This window comes from Thalassolituus sp. (assembly GCF_034111725.1).
Lineage (GTDB): Bacteria > Pseudomonadota > Gammaproteobacteria > Pseudomonadales > Oceanobacteraceae > Thalassolituus.
This window is the reverse complement of sequence record NZ_JAWUWR010000011.1, coordinates 49,233-63,813: the sequence shown is the minus strand read 5'-3', so window position 1 is coordinate 63,813 and position 14,581 is coordinate 49,233. Positions and strand designations below refer to the sequence as shown.

The 14,581-nt window shown below is 44.4% G+C and carries 17 protein-coding genes and 1 pseudogene; 9 read left to right on the top strand and 9 right to left on the bottom strand.

Features of this window, described 5'->3' with window-relative positions; translation table 11 throughout:
* A pseudogene (locus tag UXZ23_RS01910) lies at nt 1-128 on the bottom strand (alpha-amylase family glycosyl hydrolase); the annotation flags it as partial.
* A gap of 459 nt (nt 129-587) precedes the next feature.
* Between UXZ23_RS01910 and UXZ23_RS01905 the strand changes: the two are divergent.
* From UXZ23_RS01905 to UXZ23_RS01895, 3 genes are all read left to right on the top strand, one after another.
* Nucleotides 588-950 carry a hypothetical protein gene (locus UXZ23_RS01905; RefSeq protein WP_320818965.1) on the top strand — a complete coding sequence of 121 codons (363 nt, stop codon included), beginning with the start codon at nt 588-590 and terminating at the stop codon, nt 948-950.
* Nucleotides 951-981: 31 nt separating this feature from the next.
* Entirely contained in the window at nt 982-1,695 is a 714-nt protein-coding gene (locus tag UXZ23_RS01900; protein WP_320818964.1) for an RluA family pseudouridine synthase, read from the top strand.
* 157 nt (nt 1,696-1,852) lie between these two features.
* Complete coding sequence (locus tag UXZ23_RS01895) at nt 1,853-3,046, top strand: GAF domain-containing sensor histidine kinase (RefSeq protein ID WP_320818963.1); 1,194 nt, start codon at nt 1,853-1,855, stop codon at nt 3,044-3,046.
* On the opposite strand, the gene UXZ23_RS01890 is transcribed toward UXZ23_RS01895, so the two are convergent.
* A complete protein-coding gene (locus tag UXZ23_RS01890) occupies nt 3,024-3,341 on the bottom strand; it encodes a putative solute-binding protein (RefSeq protein WP_320818962.1) in 318 nt (105 codons plus the stop codon). The two genes, UXZ23_RS01895 and UXZ23_RS01890, sit on opposite strands and share 23 nt — an antisense overlap.
* Before the next feature lie 874 nt (nt 3,342-4,215).
* Between UXZ23_RS01890 and UXZ23_RS01885 the strand changes: the two genes are divergently transcribed.
* Complete coding sequence (locus tag UXZ23_RS01885; RefSeq protein ID WP_320818961.1) at nt 4,216-4,431, top strand: cysteine-rich CWC family protein; 216 nt, start codon at nt 4,216-4,218, stop codon at nt 4,429-4,431.
* A 4-nt stretch (nt 4,432-4,435) separates the two neighbouring features.
* Here the strand turns inward: UXZ23_RS01885 and UXZ23_RS01880 are convergent, their stop codons facing one another.
* The 4 genes from UXZ23_RS01880 to UXZ23_RS01865 form a co-directional block, all read right to left on the bottom strand.
* Nucleotides 4,436-4,945 (bottom strand): M48 family metallopeptidase, encoded by a 510-nt coding sequence (locus UXZ23_RS01880; protein ID WP_320818960.1) that lies wholly within the window; start codon nt 4,943-4,945, stop codon nt 4,436-4,438.
* A 90-nt stretch (nt 4,946-5,035) separates the two neighbouring features.
* On the bottom strand, nt 5,036-5,269 hold the full coding sequence (locus UXZ23_RS01875) for a TIGR02647 family protein (protein WP_015487494.1): 234 nt from the start codon (nt 5,267-5,269) through the stop codon (nt 5,036-5,038).
* Between the two features lie 121 nt (nt 5,270-5,390).
* Nucleotides 5,391-7,013 carry an NAD(P)/FAD-dependent oxidoreductase gene (locus UXZ23_RS01870; protein ID WP_320818959.1) on the bottom strand — a complete coding sequence of 541 codons (1,623 nt, stop codon included), beginning with the start codon at nt 7,011-7,013 and terminating at the stop codon, nt 5,391-5,393.
* Nucleotides 7,014-7,120: 107 nt separating this feature from the next.
* Nucleotides 7,121-8,014 (bottom strand): LysR family transcriptional regulator, encoded by an 894-nt coding sequence (locus UXZ23_RS01865; RefSeq protein ID WP_320818958.1) that lies wholly within the window; start codon nt 8,012-8,014, stop codon nt 7,121-7,123.
* 138 nt (nt 8,015-8,152) lie between these two features.
* Between UXZ23_RS01865 and UXZ23_RS01860 the strand changes: the two genes are divergently transcribed.
* Nucleotides 8,153-8,926 carry a ferredoxin--NADP reductase gene (locus tag UXZ23_RS01860; RefSeq protein ID WP_320818957.1) on the top strand — a complete coding sequence of 258 codons (774 nt, stop codon included), beginning with the start codon at nt 8,153-8,155 and terminating at the stop codon, nt 8,924-8,926.
* Nucleotides 8,927-8,945: 19 nt separating this feature from the next.
* On the opposite strand, the gene UXZ23_RS01855 is transcribed toward UXZ23_RS01860, so the two are convergent.
* Nucleotides 8,946-9,458, bottom strand: coding sequence for a MarR family transcriptional regulator (locus UXZ23_RS01855; protein WP_320818956.1), 513 nt, complete (start codon nt 9,456-9,458; stop codon nt 8,946-8,948).
* Nucleotides 9,459-9,585: 127 nt separating this feature from the next.
* Here UXZ23_RS01855 and UXZ23_RS01850 point away from each other — a divergent pair, with 127 nt between their 5' ends.
* The 4 genes from UXZ23_RS01850 to UXZ23_RS01835 all read left to right on the top strand — a co-directional run bounded on the left by UXZ23_RS01850 (nt 9,586) and on the right by UXZ23_RS01835 (nt 13,290).
* Complete coding sequence (locus tag UXZ23_RS01850; RefSeq protein ID WP_320818955.1) at nt 9,586-10,437, top strand: DMT family transporter; 852 nt, start codon at nt 9,586-9,588, stop codon at nt 10,435-10,437.
* Between the two features lie 146 nt (nt 10,438-10,583).
* Entirely contained in the window at nt 10,584-11,033 is a 450-nt protein-coding gene (locus UXZ23_RS01845; protein ID WP_320818954.1) for a hypothetical protein, read from the top strand.
* Nucleotides 11,034-11,128: 95 nt separating this feature from the next.
* Nucleotides 11,129-12,133, top strand: a complete 1,005-nt coding sequence (locus UXZ23_RS01840) for a phospholipase A (RefSeq protein WP_320818953.1) — start codon at nt 11,129-11,131, stop codon at nt 12,131-12,133.
* 41 nt (nt 12,134-12,174) lie between these two features.
* Nucleotides 12,175-13,290 carry an ATP-NAD kinase family protein gene (locus UXZ23_RS01835; RefSeq protein WP_320818952.1) on the top strand — a complete coding sequence of 372 codons (1,116 nt, stop codon included), beginning with the start codon at nt 12,175-12,177 and terminating at the stop codon, nt 13,288-13,290.
* Nucleotides 13,291-13,438: 148 nt separating this feature from the next.
* Here the strand turns inward: UXZ23_RS01835 and UXZ23_RS01830 are convergent, their stop codons facing one another.
* Together UXZ23_RS01830 and UXZ23_RS01825 are read right to left on the bottom strand one after the other, a co-directional pair.
* Complete coding sequence (locus UXZ23_RS01830; protein WP_320818951.1) at nt 13,439-13,915, bottom strand: methyl-accepting chemotaxis protein; 477 nt, start codon at nt 13,913-13,915, stop codon at nt 13,439-13,441.
* Nucleotides 13,916-14,157: 242 nt separating this feature from the next.
* A complete protein-coding gene (locus UXZ23_RS01825) occupies nt 14,158-14,559 on the bottom strand; it encodes a hypothetical protein (protein WP_320818950.1) in 402 nt (133 codons plus the stop codon).
* Between the last annotated feature and the right edge of the window lie 22 nt (nt 14,560-14,581).

The window sequence follows — 14,581 nt, the reverse complement described above, 5'->3', positions numbered from 1 at the left end:
CGTCTATGTTCAAAACTACGGCCTTCGTTGTCTGTTCCACATAAGAATGCACGCCTTACACAGCGCGAAACACAGTGGTAGTAGGGTGTGGCTTCGAGTGATATGAGTTCTTTTCTTGGTTTAGGCATCCTAGCCTCCTGCAACTTGCTTCGTATTTTAAAGCTAGCGGTATTGAAGTTCGAGAACAATCAGGCATTCTTCTTATGATGACTGTCCAAGGGAATGACTGTCCAAGGGAATGATGCTGGAAATACAGTTCGACAACAAATAACAGAAATAGAAAGTTTGCTCGGTAATATGGTGCATCTAGAAAAATAAGTGAAAACATTACGCTAGTTAACGAGTATATATAAACAACAAAATTAATTATATAGAATCAGATTAGACATTTCATACTGAACAATAGGGCGTTACCTGCTGCTTTTTCATAGTATGGGATTTGAGTATGTTCAGTATTCTGTATTTTTTAAAAGTGTTGACGTTCGGGAACAATCAGGCATTCATATTTATTATGACTGTCCAAATATTACGACTGTCCAAATATTACGACTGTCCAAATATGACGTCCAAATATTACGTAGGAAATTATGAAATACCTTGGGTACATCCTTTCTCTCGTTCTAGGTTTGGGTTGCGGTATTTTGCTCATGAACGGTGAGGCTACTCCGCAGTCTCTATCTACGGTTCAAGTGAATATCCGTAATGCAACGGATGAGCCGGTAATCAATATTGTCGTAACTCATGAAGATGGTTCCGTTACTCTAAATACTCTGGCCTCGGGAAGGTCACAGATATTGCCTCTGTTGGTGTTTGGTGAAAGCTCTTATCAAATCGAAGCGCGGCTCCAAAATGGAGACGTGGTTTATGGTCATGGCGGTTATGTTGAGCCTGGTTATGCAGTCGAGGAAGTCATAACCAAAGAAGGTATAATGCATAGGCCGTCGTCATAATGACCATAAAACTGATATCAGAGAATAATAAATGCCTCTTAAAGAGCAGCCAGAGTACTCCCTTGTTGATGATTTCGTAGTTCCGGTATGTAGCGATTTTGTAGAGATTCTGTATCAGGACGACGATATTTTATTGATCAATAAGCCCAGTGGTATATTGAGTTTGTCGGGAAAAAACCCGCTTAACTGGGATTCTGTGCATCATCGGTTAATTTATGGCCAAGAGGGTATGACTCCTGCATTTCCAGAGGCAAAATTACCGCATCGATTAGATTTTGGTACCTCCGGCGTTATGGTCGTGGGTTTGAATGCGCGGGCAGCGCAGCATCTTAATCAGCAGTTTCAAGCGGGTACTGTTCAAAAGCGTTATATCGCAGTGCTGGATGGTTGGCTGGCAGAGGATCACGGGCAGATCAGCGCAGCGATAGCGAAGGATAAAACTCAGTTTCCTCGAGTTAAAATATGCGACAGCACTGGCAAGGCTGCGATCAGCGACTACGTAGTTTTACAGCGTTTAGATAAGCCGCGCCGCAGCATAGTGCAGTTTTCTCCCATTACTGGGCGTACACATCAGTTAAGAATTCATAGCCAATCGATAGGCCACCCAATTTTAGGATGCGACTTGTATAGCAACGATCATAGCGAGCAGATGGCAGACCGGCTGCAGTTACATGCCAGCGATTTGTATTTTGAGCATCCTACAAGTGGCGAGCAGTACCATGGGCACAGCCCTTATGCGTTGTAATCGCGGGTCTTTAGATCACTATGGTTTGCAACGCTTTTTAGTTCAGATTTAGTGTTCTGTTGGGCATCGCTCCGCTGTCTGCAAAGGCTAACCCCATTAGAGTGTGTTTTGCTCCATATCGTCTAGACTTAGACGACTGATTGAGGAGCTAAGGGTTATGATAAGTGCTGCGCTGCACCCCCAAGAGACGGAACGTTTAGAAGAGTTACTTCGTTATGAAGTATTGGATAGCGATGACGAAAAAGCACTGGATGAACTGACACAGCTGGCGAGTGTTATTTGCGGCACTCCTATCTCACTTATCTCGCTTGTTGACAGAGATCGTCAATGGTTTAAATCTCGCGTCGGTCTGGATGCTCCTGAGACTTCTAGAGATATAGCCTTTTGTTCTCACGCTATATTGCAGGACCAAGTCTTTGAAGTACCAGATACTTTGGAAGACGATCGCTTCTCTGATAATCCATTAGTAACTGGCGCGCCGGATATTCGCTTTTATGCGGGGGCACCTCTTGTTAGCAAAAATGGGATGCCAATTGGTACGTTATGTGTGATTGATACGGAACCTAAAAAGCTGGATGAGAAACAACAGCTAGCATTAAATATTTTGGCTAAGCAGGTTATTAGTCAATTAGAGCTGAGACTTCATAACCGTTACTTGCAGCGTATGCAAAAAAATCAGCAACAAATATTCGCTGTTATTTCTCATGATTTACGCTCTCCTTTTAACGGTATTTTGGGTCTTTCGAGACTGTTGCAGAATAAAGTAGATACCCTAAAGCCAGAGCGCGTAGTTCAAATGGCAAACGGAATTTTGGAATCATCACTTAAAGTCTATCAATTACTCGATGAAATTTTACAATGGTCTCGCAGTCAACTAGGTGCTATTCAGGTTGAGTTGAAAGCGACTTCTTTAGATCCGCTGATAATAGAGTCGCTGGATTTGATGAGCGATAGTTTGACATTGAAAAATCTTAAAGTCACACATGATAAGAACGTGAATGCAATCGCGATTCTTGATTCTAATTTAACTAAAACAATTATCCGAAACCTATTGGCAAATGCAATTAAGTTTACCCAAGATAATGGCAGTATTCATATTGAAACCAAGTTTGTCGGATCAGAGGTTAGATTAATTGTAACGGATACAGGTGACGGTATTCCATTGAAACTAATAAATGAACTATTTAATGGCAGTGTTGCTAGTAATCTAGGCACTCAAGGAGAGGCCGGTTATGGTTTAGGTTTGAGTTTGTGCGGCGAATTTGCACGTAAGCAGAAAGGATACTTATCGCTAGATGACGATTATAAAGACGGTGCTAGATTAATACTCAATATACCGAGCGCTTCTTAATTAAAAAACTAAAATATTCCATAAAGGCATAGTTCCCACCAACGGTGGCAACGCCCATCATCGTATATTGCCCGTCAGACATGAAACGGCTCATTTTGGCGCTGGTAAATACCTGCATCAGTAATTGCAAGTGTTTGCGCTCGGGCAATGCCCCAACAGCTTCAATCGTGCCAGTGAATTTATTAAACTGCATAGCCATTGCGCCGCGACTTAATATAGCATCGCAGGTGGTTCGAGTTTCAAAATTTTCAACTAAATCACGTTCATTATTAAGAATAGTAACATTTAAATCCATTCCATAGTGAAGTGATCTGAGTGCCTGATCTTCAACAGTGTTGGCAATCGGGTTAGATTTTCCTAAAGGATTTCAGATGCAGATATTTCGTGTGATACGTCCATTTGTAGTGAGGCTACTATAAAGGGTCTTTAGTGCTTTTATTCTTTTTTCTAACGGTATGTTCTGATTCATCACTGTTGCTTCGAGCTTAGCCTTCTTTTCGGTGGCGGTATTGTTCTCAAATGACGAATCATCAGCGGCCCAACTGATGGACCTGAATATTAAAACCAAAACAGATGCGAGAATTATTTTGGTGCTCATTGTATATCCTTTTTTATTATTCTTCGGTCTTATAAGGCCAAGCTGATATCGGTAAATTTTTATGTACTAAGAGTGTTTCGAATTACCCGAAAGAGGATACCTTTTTGATTAGGTTAGAAAAGACAAGATCGAAAGTATGTCTTGCTTTGTTACATACTCGTCTCGTAGTGTTAAAAATGCAGGTCGTTGATTCGGGTTTCTGCTGAATTGGAAGTTGGATCATCCAGTAATAAGAAGAGTAGCTCGGTGTGCTAGATTGCTACTTATGGCCGCATTTAACCGGTATTTGAATTATTGAGAGGGCTTTATCTTAACTAAGCGGTTAAAAAGAGGATTAACAAAATTTTAAGAATAAGAAAGTGCAGTTTTGATCGGGGTGATACGCATAGTCACCCGCTTTAGTGACTGTTAAGTAAGACGTCTGCATGACCAGGCAGTGGAAATGACGGTTGCTGGAGAAACCGAAGTTAAGTTGATCTCGATTTAATAGGCCAACTGCAATAGACTTTTGTTGGTTCTAGGTTTGAGCAGCCCGCTTAGGCAGGCGTTTTTATGGTGGAGATAAAAATACATGCCAACATTCGTTATTGATCCAGCGTTATGCCCACTGTGTAAGACTTCAAACGCTTGTGCGGTGGAGGCAGGAAAATCGCAGTGCTGGTGTATGGCTGAAGACTTGTCAGTACCGCGAGCGCTTATCGATTTATTGCCCGATGAATTGCAAGGCAAAGCCTGTATCTGTGAAACTTGTGTGCGGCAGTTTTTAGCCGTTAATCAGTCAGAATAAGCTCTTACCATAAGTCGCCGTATTCATCTCTATGGCATAAGTAGAGTCGTACATCTAATTCCAATTGAAAGTAATTAGGCTCCATATATTGGCAAAGTTTATAAAACGCCTTGTTGTGATCTTTTTCGCGTAAATGCGCTAACTCATGAACAATAATCATGCGTAAAAAGGTTTCAGGCGTGTTGCGAAACAATGTGGATATGCGGATTTCATGTTTGGCTTTAAGTTTATTGCCCTGAATTCGGCTAATAAAGGTATGCAAACCAAGTGCGTGCTCGACCACATGAATTTTATCGTCGTAAATGACTTTGCTAATGGGCGGAGATGAACGCAGGTACTCATTTTTAATTTCTTGAGCGTAGGCGTACAGTACGTTTGCAGAAGAAAGGGTATGTTTATCAGGGTGCCGTTTTTTGATGATCTCGCCAAGGCGATTGGCCGCAAGAAGCTCACTAGCTTGATGCTGGACGTCAGCAGAGTAGGCGGTTAGGTAACGTAATGCGCGAGAATTCATAAGAACAGTGGTCATCTAATACAAGCTAAGGCCACAGTATAAGAGATTCGCCTCTGCAAAACACGGAGCAGAGGCTTATGGGCTGGTATCCTATCCCTTGATAATTAGCAGTAAATTCTGGGCGTGCTCGGCGGCATTGCGTCCTAGTTCTGTTAGGTAGCCACCATCTGCTTGGCTTATTAGGCCTTTGTTGAATAGTCGCTCGGTGGCAGCAATGACATCTGGCGCGGCTGATGAATGAATCTTGATGCCTTCTTGAGTGGTCGAAAGGTTGAAACGAGCAAGGATGTTCAGTTCTGCGGTTATGTCGGGTGTGTAGGGCATAGTTCGATCCTTTTTATGATTCTTGTCATCGTGTTTTCGGATTTCAGTGTACTTGAAAATCCGTTGATACCTATCTGACTTTAGTCAATTCTTCTCAGGATTGCGATCTATGCCCGTTCCTTTAACCAACAAACATCTTCTTGGCTAACCCAAGTCCCTTCCAGCCACTAAGGCCTAAAGTGGTTATTAAGCCGCCGATCATAGCGCCAGCAACGCCACAGGTCATGATGTCTTGTCCTGTAAGATATAGCCCCGGAATCTGAGTTTTCGGCTTTAGCCAATCTTGCTCAAAGCGGCTTGGGGTATGGTCTAGACCATAAATTTCGCCTTCGCTGTAGCGGCAGAAGTAATCGGTTGATAGTGGCGTCGAGAGTTCGTAGTAATCGATTTTTCCACGCAAGTGTGGCAATTTTTCGTAGAGTTTTTCCAGCAGGCGCTGGGAATAAGCTTCTTTCTTGGCTTCGTAGTCGTCACCACGCTTGCCCCACGGCTTATCTTTCCACTCTGAGTACCACTCGAATGGCCCAGGTGCGACTATCTCAATCGTCGCTCGGCCCGGATAACGGCTGGCGAAGCTTGGATCTTTAGCTGATGGAAATGAGATGTACACGAGCGGCACGTCGTGGTCGTCAGGGGAGGCTAAGAACTCACTAACGTGTTTGGCATAATCGGTCCCAGGGTATATCCATAAATTGGTTTTCGGCAGTTGCAAATTTTCTGCAGTGTCTTTTATGCCAATATATAAACACACGCTGGCCATAGAGCGGCGCACATGCGTGAGTTTTTCTTGGTAATAATCTTTGCTGGGCGCGTTGTCTGGCAGCAGGGGGCCAAAGGTATTGTACACACCGGCATTACTGATAATAGCGGGTGCGAAAATATTCTCGCCATCCGCCATTTTAACCCCTGCAGCAGCACCATTTTTAATGATGATTTGTTTAACATCGGCGTAGGTAAATACGTCACCGCCACTTTGCTGAATAACGGGAATTATGTTTTTCGCCATTTCCGACGCACCACCAATCGGATAATAACCACCGTATAAATAGTGGCGAGCGATTAGGGCATGAATAATAAAACTCGACTCATTCGGTGGCAGGCCGTTGTCACCCCATTGACCTGTGAGTGCGGCGATGAGCTCTTGATTTTTCGTCAGAGTTTCTAGTACTTCTTGAGTAGTCTTACGAACAAAGCTAGGTGCTTTTTTACTTTGCCAGCGATTAAATGTTCCGGCGATAAATTCGGGTAGTATTTTTCCAATGGTAATGCCCGGCATTGCTTTTGCGACTTGGGCTAAATAATCGAGATAAGTATCGATTGCTTGTTCTTCACCGGGAAAATTTCTCTTTAATTCATCACTGAATGCTTTAGGACCAGCCACTAAATTAATTTGGCGATCACCAATAAACAAGCGGTCGTAGTTATCCGCGAGTGGCGCCCATTTAAGTTTGCCATCGGTAATGTAGTCGAAAAGGCGTTTGCTCAGAGTATGATTTGCACCCACATCGCCGATGTAATGCACGCCTACATCCCATTCGTAGCCATTTCGATCATAGCTATGAGTAAAACCCCCAGCGGTGTAATGCTGCTCGAACACAGCGACTTTTTTCCCCATTTTGCTTAGGCAGGCAGCGGTTGTTAGGCCACCAATGCCGGAGCCAATAACGATGGCGTCGTAGGGGCCGTTTAAGCGGTTAGCGCGATAACGACGGCCTACACGTAGGGTGCTCGGTTGCGTGCTCATAAATGACTCTCAGTTAATTATTCTTGTATTAATTCAGCATGGCCCTTTTCTAACTACCAAGAAATACCTCGATCAGATGATTTAATGATCAAGTAGAACAGATGCCGTTAGCCGGTTTTGGTCATACACAAGTCAATCCACGCTTGAATGCCAGCGCTGCGGTACTTCTGCTTATGCACAATTAAATATAATTGGCGGCGAAAATTTCGGGTGGGTGTATGTAGCTGCGTCAGATTGCCGCGTTTAAAGGCGTCTTCTAAGGTAATTAACGATAAACAGCCCACTCCGAGTTGCGCTTCAACGGCACGCTTAATGGCTTCTGTGTGTTGTAACTGCAAGGCGATGTGTAATTTGGGCAAGATACCGTGCATAGCCCGATCAAACGCTTGGCGTGTTCCCGAGCCGCTTTCACGCAAAATCCAACGAGGGGTCAGTAAATCGTCGTCGGTAAGTGGGCGTTGATTTTGCAGCTCAGCCAAGGGATGGCTAGGGTCGCAGAACACCGCTAGCGAATCTTCCCGCCAAGGAATTACATCAAGTTCTGGGTGATGTAATTCGCCTTCAATGAGGCCGATATCCAGTTCAAAATTCAGCACCCGTTCAGCAATGTGCTCGGTATTGGCGACATCCAAGGTGACGGGGGCGTCGGGGTGATCGTTCATATACTCGGCCATTAAGCCAACCGCTAGATAGTTACCGATGGATAGGGTGGCGCCAACATTCAATGGCCCAGCCTCGGCATGGCGAATAAGCGCCTGCTCAAAGTCTTGGGCGAGCGCCATAAGTGCTTCTGCCTTTGGGCGAACTAATCGGCCTTGCTCATTTAGTTGCAGACGTTTACCCACGCGATCAAACAGCTGCACTTCGAACTGCGTTTCAAAATCCTTTAGTGCGCTGCTGGCCGCACTCTGCGACATGGCCAAATGATTGGCGGCGCGGGTGAGGTTACCTGTGTGAGCAATGGCGAGGAAAACTTCCAACTGGCGTAGCGTATAGCGCATAAGCGATTCCGAGTTCCAATGTTACTTGATCGGTAAAACCGAATACCGATATCAAAACAAGTCATTTTACCGATAGTTTGCCGAGGCGTAACCTGTTTAGCAAGTAATCAATTTGTTGTAATTTTTCACGAGGCGAACATGAGTAATTTGATCCGCGAAACCGTTACCAGCGTGCATCACTGGAATGACACCTTGTTCAGCTTTACGACGACTCGTAATCAAGGGCTGCGTTTCAAAAACGGTCACTTCACAATGATCGGCTTGGAGATAAATGATAAGCCCTTATTACGCGCTTACAGCATAGCCAGTGCAAACTATGAAGAAGAGATGGAATTCTTTTCTATTAAAGTTCAAGACGGCCCGTTGACTCAACATCTACAAAAATTAGCCGTGGGTGATGAGGTGCTGGTGGGTACTAAGCCCGTGGGCACGTTAGTGACGGATCATTTATTGCCGGGTAAGAATTTATACTTACTGAGCACAGGTACTGGATTAGCACCGTTTTTAAGCATTATTAAAGACCCGGATGTGTATGAGCAGTTTGATAAAGTGATTCTGACTCACGGCGTGCGTAATATTTCTGAGTTGGCGTACCGTGATCGTATTGAAAATGAACTGCCAAACAACGAATATTTTGGCGATATCGTGCGCGAAAAACTGTTGTATTACCCAACGGTCACCCGTGAAGAATTCCGCAATCAGGGGCGCTTAACTGATTTATTAACTAGCGGAAAGCTGACGGCGGATTTGGGATTGGAAGATCTTAATCCTGAAACTGATCGTTTCATGCTGTGCGGCAGTCCTGCCATGCTGGCAGACTTTACGAAAATTCTTGATGAGCGCGGATTCAAAGAAACTCGCAGTGGTGAATTAGGTCACTACGTGATTGAACGGGCCTTTGTAGAAAAGTAAGCGGGGTTGGCTGTGGGCGTTATTCAAACGCTGACAGCCACTTTTTAAGCAAGGTATTCAATTGTGTTTGATCATCTTGTGTCAGGTTATTCAGAAGTTTAGTTTCTATCTTTAAGTGCTCTACGATCATTTGATCTATGAGTGCTTTGCCGTCTTTTGATAATTGTACGAGTAAACTACGACGATCATTTTGATCGTGGATACGCTCAATCCATCCCGCTTTTTCGAGGTGATTCAGGCGATTAGTCATTGCTCCCGATGTCAACATAGCTGAGCGGAACAACGCCGTTGGAGTCATGCAATAGGGTTCGCCATTTCTCAGTAATGTCGCTAATACATCAAACTCGCCGGTCGCGAGCCCGAACTGCTGGTGGACGGTCTCGATTGCGGTTCTCAAGTGCTGATATAGACGATAAATCCTTCCAATTGGCAGCATAGGGTTTGGGTCTAGATCGGGTCTTTCTCGTTGCCATTGTTTGGCAATCTCATCGATATGATCATTAATTGATGTATGTGATTCGTCATCTGTCACGGGTTGCTGCTCTTATCTGGATAGACTGTAAAATTATGCCGTTAGATTTATCTTAATGTAAAGGTAATTGCCTCTTGGTGTATAACCATTTATCTTTCAATAAAGAATCTTTATATGAAGGTAGTTTATGCAGCTGCAACCACAAAGTACGCTATCTATTTGGCTGATGGCTTTAATGGCGCCAATCATTTGGGGAACGACTTATTCGGTTACTCAACGATGGCTGGTTGGAATTGATCCTTTTTGGCTGGCCGCTTTAAGGATCAGTATTCCTGGATGCTTAATGGTATGGATGGTTCCCAAGTCGGTATGGATCCAATTCGGTTGGCGCATTGCTTTGCTAAGTATGCTGAATATTGCCATTTTTACATCGTTGCTATTTATTGCGATCGGGCGTTTGCCGGGTGGTATTGCAGCAACCTTGGTTGCCACGTTACCTCTGCAAGTAATTATGATTCGCGCGATCTTCGGTATACGCCCAGAGATGCATCATGTGTTTGCCGCTATCGGTGGCGTGCTTGGGGTCGCTTGTTTAGTTTGGCAATCAACAGAATCGTTAGATTCATGGGGTGTGGCTGCGGCTTTATCGGCGAGCTTTATTATGGCGTGCGGTAGTTTGCTGACGGCGCGTTGGATTAAGGATATCCCGCCGCTGCAATTCACCAGTGCTCAGCTGTTTATTTCTGGGGTGGTTTTGCTGCTCTACGTAATTTTAAGTGGTCGCGAGGTTCCCGATATTACGCCAAGTGGCATGCTGGCATTGGCTTGGTTAGGCCCTATTGGTATGGGCGTGGGTTATTGGGCGTGGTTTCGGGCGATGAAAGCTATTCCAATTCAACGGCTGAGTTTTTTAGGATTGGTCAATCCTGTTGTTGCGGTGCTTGTCGGGATATTTTTTATGTCCGAAGAGATTAGCATGGGACAGCTCTTTGGCATGTGCTTGGTTTTGCTATGCGTTGTCGTAGGTCAACGCAAGTAGCGTTTTAGAGTTGCAAACTAAGCCTATCAAATTTGGCACCAATTCTGCTGTATCCCTCTAAATATTGGGTTTTGACGGCTTTTCGTCAGAATTTCGTCGAGTTTTGAATGCTCGAACGCCATAAAAAGAATGATAGAGGTGATTATATGGCAGGTCATGGGAAAGTTAGCTCGGTATTAGATTGTTTACAGGGCGCGTTAGAGATTGCCCGCTTGTTTCGTGCATCGGGTTACGTGCTCGATAAAAGCGAGATGAAGCGTCTATTAGCCGAACTGGTTGGCTCTATTTCAGAAGCTAAGATGGAGCTGTCGATATTGCAGGGCAATGTTGAAGACAAAGACGCTGAGCTGATTCGCTTAAATGAGGTCTTAACCTATCGCGGCAATATGCGGCGTCGCGGCGATGCTTACTATCGTACATTGGATAGCAAGCCCTATGGCCAGCCGTATTGTTCCTATTGTTGGGAGAAGGACAGCCAGCAGTATCACTTGCACAATCGTATCTTGAGCAAAGAAGTTCGTGTTTGCCCGCATTGCAAAAACGAGTTCCAAGCTGCGCGCACGCCATATTTCGAAGCAGACAAACTTGCCGTGTGAATAGCTAGCGCGTGAATTTTTAATTCCTCATAGCGGCTGGCTTACTTGGCCGCTATCATGAGCGCTAATTTGGTTTGCCTATAGTCGTTAATGCCATGCGTATCTCTTTGTTGGTTCCCTTGTTACTAGTATTGTCGTCTCTCCTCTGTGCGCAAGAGGATGACAACCTTCCGGTATTTGGGGCTGTTAATTTTGAATCAGACATAGCCACCGAATCTCAGCGTGTTGAAGTGCTTTCCGAAGAGGAGCTTGATCCTACCGTTCGTCAATTTCGGGGGCTAGTAGAGAAAATACAAACAGAACGTTTAGCGTCATCTAATCCGTATGTGCTGCTTCCTCATCGGCCTAACTATATTTTGCCTCTAACATATCAAGTCCGTCCTAGTGATAAAGAAATAGAGCGAGCCATTAGTAATGTAAGTGGTGGTGATGGTACGCGTGAAGATGGTTTTCAGCATGTTGAAGCCGTGATGCAGTTAAGTATCAAAACAGTTCTTGCTGAAGATGTGCTAGGCAAGTTGAGTAAAGTTGAATTTGGTTATACCAGTGTGTCGTATTGGCAGGTATACAATGCAGCCATCTCTAAGCCATTTCGCGAAACGAACCACGAACCAGAGTTAATGTTTACCTGGCAGTTGAAAAACTATTGGTTGGATTTGGTTGGGGTGTCATTAAATCATCAGTCAAATGGTCAAACGAGCACTCTATCTCGTAGTTGGAATCGGATCATCGGCGACGCCGCTGTTGTTGTTCCTATTGGTGTCTTTCACATGCGCGCATGGTGGCGTATTCCAGAAAGTAAGTCTGCGGATCCTGAAGATCCAAGCGATAACGACAATCCAGACATCGAAGACTACTTAGGATACGGTGAATTAACGTATTTGCATGTGATGAGACATCACCAATTTATGATCACTTTACGTGATAACTTAGATTGGAATGAAAATCGAGGCTCGGTTAATTTAGGTTGGAGTTTTCCATTGACCCGTAAAATGAAAGGGTACGTACAGTATTTTAATGGCTATGGTGAAAGCTTAATCGATTATAATCGATACCAAGAACGCTTTGGTATTGGTATTAAATTGAGCGATTGGTTCTAGCATTACTAACAATAGTTATTTCACCAGTTTAGAGAAATTGCATGTTGACCTTTGGTCTGATTATTAACCCTTTTGCGGGCATTGGCGGCGCTGTTGGTTTAAAGGGGAGTGATGGTGAACTCGTTGTAGCTGAAGCTTTTGCTCGTGGTGCTGAGCAGCGCTCCGGTGTGCGTACCGAACAAGCTTTACAAGTGCTTTTGCCCTACCGAGATCACTGTCGATTTATAACTTGTCCAGATGATATGGGCGAGAATTTGTTGAAGAAGCTTGGCTTTGATTATCAAACCTTGCCGATATCTATGGCTCAACCAACCTCTGCTCAGCAAACCCGTGAAGCCGCTGAATTCATGTTGTCGGCAAAACCAGACGTCCTTGTTTTTGCCGGTGGCGATGGCACTGCACGCGATATTTGCGCTGTGATCGGCGAGCAACTTCCTGTACTCGGCGTCCCTGCCGGCGTGAAAATACATTCTAGCGTTTATGGTGTTACCCCAGTGGCGAGTGGCGAAGTATTACGTCATTTGTTGGATGGCAAGCTGGTGGATATCCGCGCAGCAGAAGTACGTGATTTAGATGAAGATGCATTTCGCCAGAATCAAGTTCGCGCCAAACACTACGGTGATATGCGGGTTCCTCAGGCCGGACATTTTGTCCAAGCTGTTAAGCAGGGTGGAGTAGAGGATGAATCGTTAGTTGTTGCTGATATCGCTGCGGATATCATTAATTCTATGGACGAGGACGTCGTGTATTTGATCGGCTCAGGTAAAACGACGCTAGCGATCATGGATGAACTTGGTTTAGACAATACTTTGTTGGGTGTTGATGCCGTACTTAATCGTGAATTAATAGCCCATGACATCAACGAACAACAGATTTGGGCACTGATGCAAGAGCATGCACATTGTAAAGCGGTAGTGAGTAGTATGGGGGGGCAAGGACATATATTTGGACGCGGAAATCAACAGTTTAGTCCCCGAATTTTGCGAGGAATGGGTAAAGACAATATTTTAATTATCTCTACCAAAACGAAAATTACAGCGCTTACTGGGCGGCCTTTAATTATTGATAGCGGCGATACCACTCTCGATCAAGAGTGGCATGGAACGGTTGAAGTCATCACAGGCTATAACGATCGTATTGTGTATCCTATCGCGTAATTACAGGCGCTTTAATCGACTTTTAAACGGGCAGTATTGTGCGACAAGCTAATCGCCAGTTCCTTTAATTTACTGCCTGCACCAGAGGCATCTTGTGCCTGATAGTGACAAGATACTGCGAGTCCATTGATTCGTCCTACATTACGATTTATTTCTGCTGCCGCAACCGTTTGTTCCTCTGCTGCTGTAGATTACTGGCTTTAGAAACTTCATTGGTAATGTGCGTCAGCGTTACCGATGCATCAGATACTGAATTTGATGTGCCTTTAACAGCAACAGTCGTATCACACAGTACTCCCAGCAAATGATCGAAGGAGTTCGACAATGAACCAATTTCATCACGCGAATTGAAGTTGACTCTTTGGGTGAGGTCGAGATTTTGTGAAATATTGCGAATTTTGCTGGTAATCAATTGAATGGGTAAATAGATAGTTCGAGATACCATGGTGATTAAAACAACACTAATACCAATAATAGCGGCAATGACGATGCCAAGTGTTATAAAAACATTGGTTTGAAGCTTTGCTACTGCGTCTCTCAAAGCGTTTTGCATGATGTTTAACGCGTCTTCGGTGGCATGAATTTTGGTGCGCATATCACCAATTAACCCTTCACTTGGGCTCATGCCTACGGCTTCTTGTTCAGCAACTAGGCCTAAGAATTCGGTTTCATAGTTCTTCAATGAGGCATTAAGGTGGGTTAAATCTTAACTGACGGAACTCTGCCATTTGGCTAATAAATTTATCGCGATACTTGAGATCAAGACGCAACATAAAGTCCTTTTCGTGGCGACGAAGCATGAGTACTTGATAGAGTACATCGTATTGATTGTCTGCCTACGCGTCGTCCTCGATTTGATGTACGGCCTCACGCAGCCGTCCGTAACGCCCTGTTGTTGTTACTAACTACCGCATTAAATTGAACAGCATATGCAGCAATGATATCGCTCAGCTGGCTAACTGGAGTGGTGCTTAAATTTAACGCTTCTAGATCTTTTAACAAGCTGGTGATGTGAGCTTGCATTGCTGTAACGCTATCGTTAAATTTGGCCTGATAGGACACGTTGTTGCGAGCTAGAAAATCCTTTTCATGGCGACGTAATAACAGAATATCGCTTTGCACTCGCTCGATATTGATCTGTGTTTCACTAAGAAGTTTGGTTTTAACGAGCTGCTGAACACTAGCAAAGGCCATGATCCCAAGCCCAACAACGACAAGTCCAATGATGACGCTGTGGCGCATCTTGATGTTTAGGTTGTCTAATAGCATGTCCAAAATCCTCTACGTAGTG

What these genes read in the sequence shown, in the direction of transcription:
- UXZ23_RS01825 (WP_320818950.1), bottom strand. Translation starts at nt 14,559, where the DNA reads ATGCTATTAGACAACCTAAACATCAAGATGCGCCACAGCGTCATCATT.
- UXZ23_RS01890 (WP_320818962.1), bottom strand. Translation starts at nt 3,341, where the DNA reads ATGGATTTAAATGTTACTATTCTTAATAATGAACGTGATTTAGTTGAA.
- UXZ23_RS01900 (WP_320818964.1), top strand. Translation starts at nt 982, where the DNA reads ATGCCTCTTAAAGAGCAGCCAGAGTACTCCCTTGTTGATGATTTCGTA.
- UXZ23_RS01835 (WP_320818952.1), top strand. Translation starts at nt 12,175, where the DNA reads ATGTTGACCTTTGGTCTGATTATTAACCCTTTTGCGGGCATTGGCGGC.
- UXZ23_RS01880 (WP_320818960.1), bottom strand. Translation starts at nt 4,945, where the DNA reads ATGAATTCTCGCGCATTACGTTACCTAACCGCCTACTCTGCTGACGTC.
- UXZ23_RS01850 (WP_320818955.1), top strand. Translation starts at nt 9,586, where the DNA reads ATGCAGCTGCAACCACAAAGTACGCTATCTATTTGGCTGATGGCTTTA.
- UXZ23_RS01885 (WP_320818961.1), top strand. Translation starts at nt 4,216, where the DNA reads ATGCCAACATTCGTTATTGATCCAGCGTTATGCCCACTGTGTAAGACT.
- UXZ23_RS01860 (WP_320818957.1), top strand. Translation starts at nt 8,153, where the DNA reads ATGAGTAATTTGATCCGCGAAACCGTTACCAGCGTGCATCACTGGAAT.
- UXZ23_RS01875 (WP_015487494.1), bottom strand. Translation starts at nt 5,269, where the DNA reads ATGCCCTACACACCCGACATAACCGCAGAACTGAACATCCTTGCTCGT.
- UXZ23_RS01870 (WP_320818959.1), bottom strand. Translation starts at nt 7,013, where the DNA reads ATGAGCACGCAACCGAGCACCCTACGTGTAGGCCGTCGTTATCGCGCT.
- UXZ23_RS01845 (WP_320818954.1), top strand. Translation starts at nt 10,584, where the DNA reads ATGGCAGGTCATGGGAAAGTTAGCTCGGTATTAGATTGTTTACAGGGC.
- UXZ23_RS01895 (WP_320818963.1), top strand. Translation starts at nt 1,853, where the DNA reads ATGATAAGTGCTGCGCTGCACCCCCAAGAGACGGAACGTTTAGAAGAG.
- UXZ23_RS01830 (WP_320818951.1), bottom strand. Translation starts at nt 13,915, where the DNA reads ATGAGCCCAAGTGAAGGGTTAATTGGTGATATGCGCACCAAAATTCAT.
- UXZ23_RS01840 (WP_320818953.1), top strand. Translation starts at nt 11,129, where the DNA reads ATGCGTATCTCTTTGTTGGTTCCCTTGTTACTAGTATTGTCGTCTCTC.
- UXZ23_RS01905 (WP_320818965.1), top strand. Translation starts at nt 588, where the DNA reads ATGAAATACCTTGGGTACATCCTTTCTCTCGTTCTAGGTTTGGGTTGC.
- UXZ23_RS01865 (WP_320818958.1), bottom strand. Translation starts at nt 8,014, where the DNA reads ATGCGCTATACGCTACGCCAGTTGGAAGTTTTCCTCGCCATTGCTCAC.